Raw genomic sequence first — 12,491 nt, forward strand, 5'->3', positions numbered from 1 at the left:
AACAGTGGCGCTGTGAAGCAATTGGGTTAATCGAGGTAATACAGTGTGACTAACGTCACAACTTTCAAAAAATAACCCTCTGCCTCCGCAGCTCCAGTTGATGCAATGGAAATTCTGTAGAATCATTTTGCGAGCACACAGTCATTTGAAAAACTGTTATGTGTTATTATCATAACACCAACCTATGACACTGATCCAATTTTACGGCTCTCTTGCTACTACGGCCAGTGTATTTGTTGGTATTCTCACTGCATACCTGGTTACCAGATTGTCCAACTTATTGTCAGAGAGGTCACGCCTGAAACAGAGGATTGAATCAATTGATACCGAGTTAGAGGTTTTGCTTAAGGACCACGATTATAGAATTGAGAGGCTTAGTGAGACAGAAGAACGGTGGGTGCGTGAGGACGCAGAGAACCACGTAGATCAGTTTATTAAGTACGATGTAGGAAGCGATTGGTCTCCTTCACCCGAAGGCCTCACGGTTGAGGATGCTTTGGATGGATTAGTTGAGCATCAAGATGTATCTGAAGATGATTTAATAATGCACCATGCAGAGCTCATCGAACGTCGATGGGACGAGATAATCGATGAACTCCAACCACGAGGGCCACTTGAGATGCCACAAGTAAATATGACAGATGCGTCGATTACTGCTGCGAATTGGATAATTGAGGCCCTATGGAACATCTACGATCGAGAGCAATACAAAGCGCACGAGTCGAAAGCTCTTGAGGCACGAAGGGAGGTTCAGCAACTAAAAGAAGAGCGGACTGTTCTTGAAGAACAATTCGAGTCTTTAAATCCTGAACAACTCCAAGATAGCATAAAGGCAGCAGTTATTCCAATTTCTCTTTCAGTAATCTTTCCGCTACTTATCCGCTTCTTGCATGAATTGGGATTTGTAATTATTGTGTCTCCAGCGGTTGCACTTATTGAACCAATTACTGTTCTGGTTGTTTGGTTGATTGGGTTCTTTTGGACATTGCGGTTCGTCTGGGTCCGGGTGACCGGTAGTAATACAGAGTTGCCCGATTCCCCACTTTCCAAACGGGATGAGAACGAAGAAGTAGATATTGAGTCCAGTAATATTGAAACCCAAAATGCTGTTCAGAGTCAGAACAACTGAATACTCCGGTTAGACAAGTCTGGTCTATGTACTATGGTTTGGCCACCATCGAAATTCCACCATAGTGTTAGTAAGTATGCGACCACGGGGGGTGTCTGGTGGTGGTGGCTTCTTGAAATGTTCGCTGTCTGTTGGTTCGACGTTTAGGGACGACCACAGCCCGCATTCGTAACGAGTCACATTGGAGATAGAACTAAGTAGGATTGGGTGGCCGATGGGGTGTCAACAATGGTATTCCGATAGCTCCGAAACCACGACGGCACACCGCTCGTTGCACTCGATCGTGACGATATCGTCCTCTACAGCGTCATCTCTGCTGACGAAGGCGACCGTGAAGAGAAGACCATGCACGTTCAGCGGCTTGGGAAGGAGGTGTACGTGGTTCGTCCAGTGCCGGAAGACGGGCCGATCACGCCGTTGGTGGAGACTGAGCTGGTTCAGGGGCTGATTTGGCAGGAAATTCAGAGAATAAGAGAAAACATTTCGACGACATCCGTGGTGGACTTCTAATCTTATACTCTCAAACCCTCGGAGTTAGATTAGGAGAAGTCCTGCGCCTCCAGCTTCTGCTCCAATCGGGAGATACACTCACTAAACTCCGAGACTAGATTTTCACCGTACTCTTTATCGGCGAAGACAGGAGTGCCGTCGGGGCCACTTGTTTCAAGCATTGCCTTGTCCGGGCCTTCATGGATAATCTCATGCCGCCTGTTGATGTTTTTCTCGATAGCGGGTCGAAATCCGTTCGAGTTTAGGAACTGCTGGAGATTGAAACCCAAGCCAGAGTTGTACACCTTGTGAGCGTTCGATATATCTTGGAAATTCATTTCTCGCATGGTTGCAAATTCAGCAGGGTCCAAACCACGTTTTTTCCCTACCTTTCGGAGTTTCTTTTCATCACCAGGATAAATCTGTAATAACGAATTGATTGTTTCTTGTTCAGAGAGGTTCTCTCTCGACAATTCCACGTATTTCTCTTTCAAGTACGTTTCTATGACAGTAACCATCAGCCCGATCATTTGTTGCACTATCGTAGTCTCAATCAAGAATTCCTCACTGTCGGCCGCTCGTAATAGATGATCCGCCTTTTTGAAATTGAACTCGGCCATCTCAATCGCGGTCGGTTTCAAGACTCGTTCTCCATCTACATGGACTTGGTAGTCGCCTACTTCGACACCAGAGTCACCAATTCGGACCAAGTTTCCGTTATCGTCTCGTCGAGTCCGTCCTACCGGTTCGTCACAGACGTCTCTTTTCATCTGATCCATGTCCTCGGACTTTACACCCATTTTCAACTGGTCAGGTTTCCAGACTATGGTAACTGAGTAGCTATTACTTTCCGGGAGTTCGGCAATCTCGGTATCGCACGAAAATACATCTCCTTCTGCTTCTAATCGATCAAATTTGAGTCGCGCATCGGCTGTTTGATAGAGGCGATGTTCAACCTCGCCATTCGGGGATTTTCGATTCAGGTACTGGACTCGCCCAGGAGTCTCAGCAAACAATTTTTGTTTCGAGATTTCATGAGCGAAATAGCCTTCCTCATCATCTATCCCTTCCTTCACTTCGGTATCCATCAGATAGCCATTCTGTAACTAAGATTGTAAAGATAATCGACAAAGTTCACGTTTTTTGCCTGGCTGACCTCGGGGGGTCACGCGTGAATATATATATAGCATCCTTGATGTATGCACCTTTGTTGACAGTGGCGACGGTCACCGCGCATAGGTTCGGACCATTTTGACCTAATGGCCGGGACGATTGCGGTCGGGGGTCACTGGACTATAAGAGGAATCGACGGTTGCTCATTCCAGAGGTACGCAAAACGACCGTCGGTGCATATTTTGCTATTTCAATTGGACTTTTCAGAGATATTCGGCACCGTTAAAATCATCAAATATTGACCCGGAGAACCATTCGAGTGCTGAACAAAGAGGGATAATTCAGTAGCCACCATTCTGTTGTTCCATGTTCAAGGGTTAATTTTCGGAACCTACTATATTGGTAGACTTTCCAGAAAGGTGTCGACCTGCTCCGTAATCTGCTCCCTCTGTTGGGAAGCCTCGCGGATTTGCCGCTTTCGCCACTGGCCTAATTTCCAGGTTTCGTAGGCCATCCCCCACCCGTCTGTGTAAGCCGCCATCGTCCTCACGTCGTTTTTTGCAATTTCCTGTGCCTCTGATTTGGATAGAGGGTTGCCAGCATCTGTTGATGCAGAAACCAGTTGCTGAGATACTATCTCAGTCACATCGCTGATTGCTTGTCCTAGTCCCTCTGCGAAGGAGATCCTGACCCCCCAGTGAACCTGACTCAAAACCCAAGAATACGCACGCCATCCTAACCTTCTCCCAACGACATTGATCATGCGTCGATTGGCCCACCCAGTAGCTCCGAATGCGACTCTGTACGACACAGATGCACCCGTGACTAGGAGAATTACCTCAATGATGGTGAGCGCGACGTATTTGAAGAATTCAACGTAAGTGCTCTCGGAAGGAGACTTCCCCGCGCTGATTTTGTCGTAGATATTACACCCGGTGTCGAGGATCTGTTTCACATTTGCCACAAGCGGGATGAATTTTGTGAGCTTCTTCCCATACGTGGTGACCCCGTCCAGCTTTTCCCCCAAGTCGTCGGGGAATACGTCTATATAATCGAGGAGGGTCACCACATCTTCGATGTGGTTCAAAATCCAGTCGTAGGTTTCCGGATTATCGTCCAGCTCTTCGAGAGCGAGTGTCTGAAAACCGTCAAGGAATCCCGGCTCTTTCGGGGTCTCTTGTTCCTCATCGGACCCCAGCTCCTCTATTTCACCGTATGCATAGCACGTGAAGTCGACGACTTCTTCGAGTTCATCTTCAAGATCTCCCACACCCCAGCTATTGTGAAAGAAGTCCGCTACTCCATAACCGAATTCATCGATGAATTCCAGTTCTCCGTGTGAACTCATCGCCCCCACGTCACCTACCCCTAAACCCAATCCGATAGCAGTGGATTGAATGAAGGTTCTTCTTTTCATTATAATACAATTATGAATCTGTTTTGACAATAAACCTTTCGTGGAACGTGCTTAAAAATGCGTACTACACTCCAGAAGAGAGTTGCTCCTACTCTTCGAAGTTCTCGAAACAACGGTACACACTCCACCAGTACATGGTCCACCTCTGTCCTAAAGTACGGAAGAATCAGACGTACCGGATGCTGCTTGACGAACTCATCAAGATGCCTCGGATTCGGATCACGATCAACCCTGCCTCTAATCGCAGTAGATTTTATCAGTTTTTCACGGCTGTTCCGACTCGCAGTTCGAGAGGCTGTTTTCGGTATATGAGATAATAAGTGAACGAGTGGTGACGGAGGAGTTTTATGAAAAAATAGTTCGTGAGACACCGACGACAACATTTTCTTAAGATGGGGTAAACTTAGGATTCAGGCACACATCTATGAGGATACTTTCTGTGGGAGGAGAGATTTCTGGAGATGGGGTTGAGAACAAATCTTGGAATCAGGAAACCAACGTCATGGATTACAATATCGTCTTCCTGAACCTCGACGACATCGTTCAGAATTCGAGTAGATACACATCTCCCGATAGTGACGGCATTCCAGAGCGCATAGAATTCCCTCAGCAGGACGCAGTGATACAATTGATTGAGTCTGGGAACGAGATGTTCGTGTTCCTACCTCAGACGAGGACGCAAGAACTGAAGCAAATCTCCCAAGGAGAGAATCACGGTGGAATCCCTGTAGACCTTATCTCGTGGCTCCCATTTGAAATCGGAACTAGCGAAAAGGTGGGGAAATCTGTGAAGAGCGATGAAGTTGATGAAGATTGGCAGTGGTATTTTAACGACCACTTCGACTGGCCGATGGTATTCGATTATATTTCACTAAAGAAATCAATCAGAGAGAGCCGGCCTTTAGGGTATATGGCTCACGATTTTTCAATTGCATCCACAGTGTCGGATGAGGTAATTGCGACCTCGGTATCCACGTCAAAAGCATTTCAGGCTCTCGGAGGAGCACTAGCTAAAAATCGGTCGATGGTTAATGAGTCACAGTCCTCCGGATCCGTCTATCTACTCCCTATCGTCCCGGAATTTGGCTATGATAGAGCCGTTAGAGGAATATTGTCACAGAGATATGGGGTGAAGTTGTCTTCTGAAGACCCGTCACCACCTGAATGGCTAGATGAATGGGAACTCCCACGTCAGCGAGAGCTTAGAGAGCAGTACCACGAAGTTAAAAATGAGCTTGAGCAGATACGAGAAGACTACAAGAGTTGGAATAGATACAAACACCTTCTTGACGGGACCGGTGACGCTCTTGAAGAAGCAGTAATCGACGCCTTTCGTGAACTTGGCTTTGAGACCAAACCGGAAGACGCTGGTGAACGAGATGGGTTAGTATCTGTCAACAATTGTATATTCGCAATAGAAACATTTGGGACAAACAAGAAAGCAGGGCTAAAGAAAGTTCAACAACTAATCACATGGGTTGAGGATACGAAACGTGAGTACCCAGAATCCGATGTTAGTGGCCTACTCGTAGTCAACCCATACCGACAAACGCCCGTTGAAGAACGTGAAGAGAGAGCAATAGTGGCAGACAATGCATACGAACGCCTAGAAAAGATGGGTTTTAAAGCAGTTACCTCAAGCCAATTATACGAATATCTGTCCCAATATCAACAATCTGAGCTCGATACAGGTGATATTGCCTCTCTGCTTCTGGACGATGATGGAGTTGTGTTGTAATCCGTACTTTGAGGGACACCCCGAAAAACTACTTATAGAGAACGCCGCTTGAGTCGTCGACAAGAAGAGAAAGTACGACGCCTACCTCGAACAGGTGCCGGATAGAAGGTTCGAAGCAGGAGAATCGTTTCCATATCTCGCCGAGCCAAGTACATCGCTTGCTCAACGAACCGGAGTAATCGCGACTTCGGGAGGGCTTCCATCCGGTCAGATTACTAGGCGAACCTGTAACTCTCTGAGGATTTCAACAGAGCCAAAATATTAGTCTTGTCCCGAGAACTTTTAATCATGTTAGTGAATTTATTCGTCTCTGCACTAAAGGTCAGTATCGACATCGCCAGAGATCAACAAACAGGACGTGAGGTCGAACAGGAACTGAATACTCAATTTGCGGGTGAGGAGTGGGAAATCACTAATTACGACGGCAAAGAGGTCACACTCAGAGTCGAATCGGTCACCGTCCGTCCAAAATACCGTCCACAGTCATACGACGGTGGGATCGAGCAACTCGAATTCGACAATATATTTAGTTCGCTAGAAACGGAGCGGTCCAAAGCGACGCCGAGAGAGCGCTTCGAAGCAATCCTCAAAGATCGTTGGATTACTGTCCTCCAACTTACGATTGACGGCGGAAGCATCGAAGATGTTCGACCACCTGGATTGTCCCTGGGCTATGTTACGTCAACGAAATCAATACGGTTTGACGGTCAGGTGCCAATAGATGGGCCAGTTTCTTCGATTCCGCAAATGCGTGTCGCACAGACACACGAACTCCAGTCCGATAAGTTAGAGATGAAAATCCGATTTGACGGGTCCGCCGGAGAATACCGTCGCAAGGTTGCAGACGGGGTTGATTTACTACAGAATGTACAGGATGAGGTTGACCAGTACGTCCTGCGTTATCTATTAGAGCTCCATCACGCTGGGAAAGTTGAAGACTACGACCACACCTGGCCCGATGAAGACAAAGCACGGAAATTGGGATCATTCCTAGCAGGGTACCCCGTCGCCCTTGACTCACTCGCAGAGTTCATGGAGCAGATCAACGCAGACATCACTGTTGAACATGAGTGTGAAGAGCAACCTGAGTGAATAGATAATTAAAGTTCAACGAGGAATGCCTGCAGTGATTTGACATCGCGAACAGATCGCGTTGTGACAATGTTTGATGTTCTATGAACGACCTTGGTTTTGCTCAGAAGGGAATGAATCACCAGTCGGCAAAGAGATATGATAGAGCTGGATTCGATTACAATTCTCAAAACGATTTAATTGTTTAAAATTTGCACCAATCTCAACTACTCTATTGTCGTTTAACAGATTGATGAATAAAATAAAGATCTCCGGATAGCCGGTCGCGTGAAAAACACGAATTTGCGTTACTACTAAACCCAAGGCTACATGCCTAGTAGTACAATTCGTGACAATGGATCGCTGCTTAGTCTATTTGACCAGTTGGACACAGAGGAAGTAGCTGACAGAAGGATTGGTGTCTACATTCTAGAGGACGTCTATGGCAAATTTATGGCCGATATTGGACGGGAATATTTTGGGCTAGATGACAAGATGAGAGATATGAATCTCATGTCTCAGTGGGGCAAGATTAACGTTAGAATCCAATCTCTTGATAACCAATCGGTGCCTGGCGAGTACAGTTCCATTGCACCCTCTCTGAAGCAGATTCGTGATCGCGTCGCCCATGACTATGATTATGAACCACCAGCCGGGCGCATAGCAGATCTCCGAGAACTTGCTCCAGAGTGGAAAGAGTGGCTTACAGAACAGGCGATCGAGTATCATGAAGTAGAACGAGAGCAAGACGCTCGACAGACGTTGATTCAGCTAACTCGGAATACGCTTCAAGAGGTAAGACAAGAATCAGAATGGTTGAGTTCGAGCGCAGTGTTCTTTGAGGAGACAAAAACTCAGGCTCAGGAGATGCTAGATGAGTTAGAGCGAATCGAGGGAGACTCTAATGAAATCACTAGAGAACTAGTGGACATATTCTCCAAAGCGAAAGAGCTAGATCACGAAGTGGATTATGAAGAAGCAGTAGACGCCCTTGTTGAACAAGAACGTCAAAGCCAGGTCGATGCATATCTCGAGGAGCCTTGGCGATACGACGACTGATTTGATGTAGAGTTAGGCGAGCCAGACTCATTGCCCCTCCAGTAACCGACTTTCAGTCACTCTTGAACTGTCACAGAAAATCAGACTGAGAAACACCATCCTATGTGCTATTGTCAACATATAAGAGCGAATGACAATATCATCCAAATATGAAAAGAAGGGCATTTCTGACAACATCCGGTACTGCCTTACTCGCTGGATGTGGGGCCGATAACACTGAATCTGAGCAAGACACAGACTCATTGACTACACAAACCACAGAAGGACAGTCACAAACAGAATCTACACAGTCTGATGCTGACACAGCAGAGATTGTTATTGATGATGCTACGTGGGAGACTGATGGAGAGAGAGTAGAGTATATAATCGGAAACAATGGTACGGCTCAGAGTGGTTTTGTTACCGTAGTCACTCAATGGTTTGATTCAGACGGCCATTATGTCGGTAACGATCAAGTGTCTATACCAACACTCCATCCTGACAAAGCTTGGAATATTCAGGTAGAGACGTCTGCTCCTTTCGAGGTCAGTGACTTCGATGCATATGTCGAATATGAGGATCGATATGTGTCCAGTGACTTAGTGGCTCAGTCTATTGAATTTCAAGAGAGTATACCCGCAATCACTGGCATTGTCGACCACAACCGTAACGAGGAAACGGCTGTTGAAGTAGTGGCAGTGACGTATGATTCTGGATGGATTTCTCACGTTGGTAGCGATAGTGACACACGGATTCCAGATAGTGAATGGAAGTTCTTGATACCATTATCCCAAGTCACCACTCTCAGCGACGAGGTCGGTAGCAATGTCGAACTAATGTTTCACGTACAGTAAATCGATTTGCTCTAATCAGACTCTGCCCGACAAGGCTCCTTCAACTAATACGTTGTTACGAGTGTATATTTAAACTGAAAATGAGCAAACGGATCTCTCGTATTCGGGATATATCCCTGCTACATAGGAACCTACGCGTCCTAATTTTGCTACCCCCCATGTGAATAGAGTTATTACCAACCTGAAGTTTTACGAGGATAGTTACGAATACCAGACTATGCACTATATTCCTGCATTTCTACGACCTCTAAGCCAACAGAACACTGGCCTCGAATCATATGTGGAAGACAAAGTTGAAGAGGTCAATGAGATCACGTCTCCTGGAAGTAGAGTTCAATTCAAACAGACTGACGAAGTACCTGTATGGAGGTATGAAGAGGGAGTTCAAGGTAAGACCGTAATCGAACACGGGAGAAAGGTGAAGGTGCCTATGGAGGTTGAGAACCCTAACCGTCATTGGTGGATTATCACAGATGGACTCTTAGAGAATCTTAATCCAGCTCTGAGAGATCACGCTGATATTTTTGACCTACTATTGGCTCTAAATCTCTGTATCGATGCTCCTGTTTCATTTTCACAGGATCCTGGACAGACAGTTAGTGGGGCATACAGGGTTAGGCGAGGTACGTTAGAGTATCGAGGTGACTTATCCCGTGGAAGTTTCCCACTTGCTCTACTGACGATGAATGAAATTCCACAGCAAGTGCAGGTATCCGAGTCAATCGAAGAGATCTATGAGATGGTTCGGACGTTCAGATCAACTCAGATTGAGTCAGACGTAGATATGGACATACGAGTAGGTCTGCATATGTACGATGATGCTCTGAGTTCTTCTCTCTGGACGTCCATGTCAAATCTGTTCTTTGTCTGTGAGAATGTCTTATGCTCAGGACGTCGATCCAAGCCGGTTACACGCATAGCAGAAGTCACCGATATGACTGAAGATGATGCAGATAAGTGGAGAAGGGCAGTTAACAGACTAAAGCATCCAGACAAGGGAGACGTCCCTGGTTTGCTTCAACAAGCGGATTTTGAAGTACCATCCTTAGAATATATGCGGAAGACGACGAACAAGGCACTGCTTCACATGATGAGAAAACGATTCAGTGTATTAGACGACTGTAACTGACTGTCTCCTTTTCAGTATAAGCCTCTCATCAAATACGTTGTTACGAGTCCATACTTAAAGGGCACATAGGCTCTGTTGAACCCCTCAATCGGAGATATGTTCTCGGAGTCGTGTTGAATACAGAGTGCGAGTCTTACACTTTCAAGACACTGGGTTAGGGCTCCAACGGGTATTTTTAGTGGTAATATTGAAGGAACATTGCTGGGCCCTCCCATGCGATATTATTTGTATTCGTTCTGAATAGAGAATATTATGGTAATAACTAGTCCATTATTTCAACTTGGTCCGGGTCTTACCTTCATTGGATTGTGTTTTGACTTATTTGGGGTGATCTTGTTGGCACGCCCAGATAGCAATTCGATTTCTCGCCTTTTTAGTAGCCATAGAAAGCGAAAAGCAGCTGAGACCGCGATAAAACTCATTGAAGCCGGTCAAGCCCTCGAACCAGACACACCCAATATTGAACCTGTTCAAAAGGTTCTAAATGAACACACTTCCATCCCTCCGGAAGAGGTAGTTTTTCTCTCACCAAAGTTAATGCCTTGGCGTCCGGGGAATGGGATTGTTATCTCTAATGTTGAATCATACGAATCCTATGGTTCAAAGCTAAGAATAAATCGAGATTCTCAGAATACCCCGGCTGGACCTGAATTGGATCTTGAGGAAATGGGTGAGATTGAAAAAGAAGTTATTAAGGATGGATCTTTACACATGTCGTATTTGAGGAATATAGAACGAAATCTTAATCAAGCACAACGCAAAGAAGGATTGGTTCTTATTGCAATTGGTTTCATTATCCAATTAATGGGGGCGTTTGCTAATGGAATTTTTGTTGCAGCGCCTGCTGCAGCTTGACCACAATTATATAAATTATGATATTAATTCATTCATCTTTGTCTCTACTAACCACAATTGGTTGAGCGAAACTGAGAATTGGACTCCAGAAAGTACAACCTCTGTATGTGTCACGCACTTCCTGTCATGTTCTGAGGGATACAAACAGAGCCTACACATACGACCCTACGTGTTCACCACCCTCGCAAAACAGCACCATTCGTTGAATCACCGTAAGCCAATGACTGTCGACGCTGCAGTTTATTACCTACAACACGTAGAGTCTACAACGTAGTCCAGTGGAAACCGATATACGGTCTGCAGGGCGGTATCCAGCATAAGGGCGCTTAGCTCAGTCTGGACAGAGTGTTTGGCTGGAAGTCCACTACGCCATATCGCGAATGACATCAGCACCACCGCCAAGTCGGTCGTCGGAGTTGGGGAGATTCTCGATAGCGGTTTCGATGCCGACAGCGAGTGAGTAGCGGTTCGTAACGCCCTTGCCCTGTCCCCGTCCAGTTGTCTTCTTCTTGAGGATGTTCGAGTGCGAGAGGTTATTCAGCTTCTCCCGATAGCGACGGTCAGAGAGACTCTCGACACCGTACTGAGCGCAGACCTGTTTGTGGTAGTCGTAGAGCTTGTTCGTCTCGATCCACGTTGCGTCGTCGCGAACTGTGTAGTACGTGACGGCCATGAGTGCGATTTTCGCGTGTGTTGGGAGGGAATGGATTCCTCGTTCGACGGCCCTCCGTTCGATGTAATCGCGTGCATCGCGAACGTGCTGTTCGGTCACGGATTGCTCTCCGGCGTCGTCAACGAGTCGGCAGGCGCGGAAGAGCAACTTGATTGCCTGGCGTGCGTCCCCAGAATCGGCTGCCGCGAAAGCCGCTGCCAGCGGAATGACGTCTGGTTCGAGTACATCACTGACTAGGACTTTGCCGTCGATCCCGTTGGTTGCAACAGTAGGGCGGGAGTCTTCAGCAACCCTGTCGACGAACTCTGTATCTGTGAGCCCCTTCGCTGCACGGCGAGCGAGAATAGCGCGGAGTTGGTTAGCGTTGTAGGGTGAGAACTCGATTTCGTCTTCCCCGAGTGAAGAGCGGACGTCTGCGTTCAGGTTCTCCCGAAACTGCAGGTCATTCGTGATTCCGATGATGGAGAGTCGAACGTCATCAAGCTCAAGTCGAGGAAGCTCATAGAGTACGTAATCGTCGTCGCCGATGGCGTCGATCTCGTCGAGAATCACGATGATTGTGCCACCAATTCTGCGGAGTTCTGTAGTCACCATCTGGAAGAGCGCCTTCTTTTGGTGGCCTTTCGGAAGTTCAGCACCGGGGCCTCGAAGTTCTTTCACCAGATGGGTGAGTAGGTGGTACGACTTGTCCAGCCCTTTGCACTTGACATTCACCACAGTGACGTCGATCCCCTGCTCATCGGCGAAACTCTGTAGTTGGTGAGTTTTGAGATTGATTGCGGCCGTCTTTCCCTGCCCAGTAGGACCATAGACGAATACGTTGAGGGGCGTTGACCCCAACGTGGCGGGACGGAGAGCACTGTGGAGTTCGTCGAGTTCCATCTCGCGCTCTGGAAGCTCACGAGGACGGTACCCCTTGTTTGGGTTCAACACGTCCATATCGTCGAAGATTGTCTGCTCCTCGCCGAACTCTCGCATAGGTGAT

Annotated in this window: 10 protein-coding genes and 2 pseudogenes; 9 read left to right on the forward strand and 3 right to left on the reverse strand. The window is 46.9% G+C overall.

The window, feature by feature from the left end:
* The first annotated feature begins 184 nt into the window (after nucleotides 1–184).
* Nucleotides 185–1,129, forward strand: a complete 945-nt coding sequence (locus ACFQI8_RS14195; protein ID WP_390245871.1) for a hypothetical protein — start codon at nucleotides 185–187, stop codon at nucleotides 1,127–1,129.
* A 255-nt stretch (nucleotides 1,130–1,384) separates the two neighbouring features.
* Nucleotides 1,385–1,639 (forward strand): annotated as a pseudogene (locus ACFQI8_RS19505) (DUF8053 family protein); the annotation flags it as partial.
* A 29-nt stretch (nucleotides 1,640–1,668) separates the two neighbouring features.
* On the opposite strand, the gene ACFQI8_RS14205 reads toward ACFQI8_RS19505, so the two are convergent.
* Both ACFQI8_RS14205 and ACFQI8_RS14210 read right to left on the reverse strand, forming a co-directional pair.
* The gene (locus ACFQI8_RS14205) at nucleotides 1,669–2,706 is read right to left on the reverse strand and encodes a hypothetical protein (RefSeq protein ID WP_390245875.1); all 1,038 of its coding nucleotides are present in this window, start codon (nucleotides 2,704–2,706) and stop codon (nucleotides 1,669–1,671) included.
* A 419-nt stretch (nucleotides 2,707–3,125) separates the two neighbouring features.
* Nucleotides 3,126–4,148, reverse strand: coding sequence for a hypothetical protein (locus ACFQI8_RS14210; protein ID WP_390245877.1), 1,023 nt, complete (start codon nucleotides 4,146–4,148; stop codon nucleotides 3,126–3,128).
* An 89-nt stretch (nucleotides 4,149–4,237) separates the two neighbouring features.
* On the opposite strand from ACFQI8_RS14210, the pseudogene ACFQI8_RS14215 reads away from it, so the two are divergent.
* The 7 genes and pseudogenes from ACFQI8_RS14215 to ACFQI8_RS14245 form a co-directional block, all read left to right on the forward strand.
* Nucleotides 4,238–4,366, forward strand: a pseudogene (locus ACFQI8_RS14215) (IS5/IS1182 family transposase); the annotation flags it as partial.
* A gap of 221 nt (nucleotides 4,367–4,587) precedes the next feature.
* Entirely contained in the window at nucleotides 4,588–5,886 is a 1,299-nt protein-coding gene (locus ACFQI8_RS14220) for a hypothetical protein (RefSeq protein ID WP_390245879.1), read from the forward strand.
* A 288-nt stretch (nucleotides 5,887–6,174) separates the two neighbouring features.
* Nucleotides 6,175–6,978, forward strand: a complete 804-nt coding sequence (locus ACFQI8_RS14225) for a hypothetical protein (protein WP_390245881.1) — start codon at nucleotides 6,175–6,177, stop codon at nucleotides 6,976–6,978.
* Nucleotides 6,979–7,287: 309 nt separating this feature from the next.
* Nucleotides 7,288–8,016, forward strand: a complete 729-nt coding sequence (locus ACFQI8_RS14230; RefSeq protein WP_390245883.1) for a hypothetical protein — start codon at nucleotides 7,288–7,290, stop codon at nucleotides 8,014–8,016.
* Nucleotides 8,017–8,165: 149 nt separating this feature from the next.
* Entirely contained in the window at nucleotides 8,166–8,849 is a 684-nt protein-coding gene (locus ACFQI8_RS14235) for an FxLYD domain-containing protein (RefSeq protein WP_390245885.1), read from the forward strand.
* 217 nt (nucleotides 8,850–9,066) lie between these two features.
* The gene (locus ACFQI8_RS14240) at nucleotides 9,067–9,978 is read left to right on the forward strand and encodes a hypothetical protein (RefSeq protein WP_390245887.1); all 912 of its coding nucleotides are present in this window, start codon (nucleotides 9,067–9,069) and stop codon (nucleotides 9,976–9,978) included.
* 252 nt (nucleotides 9,979–10,230) lie between these two features.
* Nucleotides 10,231–10,833 carry a hypothetical protein gene (locus ACFQI8_RS14245; RefSeq protein ID WP_390245889.1) on the forward strand — a complete coding sequence of 201 codons (603 nt, stop codon included), beginning with the start codon at nucleotides 10,231–10,233 and terminating at the stop codon, nucleotides 10,831–10,833.
* 364 nt (nucleotides 10,834–11,197) lie between these two features.
* Here ACFQI8_RS14245 and ACFQI8_RS14250 read toward each other — a convergent pair whose 3' ends face one another.
* Complete coding sequence (locus ACFQI8_RS14250) at nucleotides 11,198–12,484, reverse strand: Cdc6/Cdc18 family protein (protein WP_390245891.1); 1,287 nt, start codon at nucleotides 12,482–12,484, stop codon at nucleotides 11,198–11,200.
* Between the last annotated feature and the right edge of the window lie 7 nt (nucleotides 12,485–12,491).

The sequence above is a fragment of the Haloferax chudinovii genome, assembly GCF_042663345.1.
GTDB lineage: Archaea > Halobacteriota > Halobacteria > Halobacteriales > Haloferacaceae > Haloferax > Haloferax chudinovii.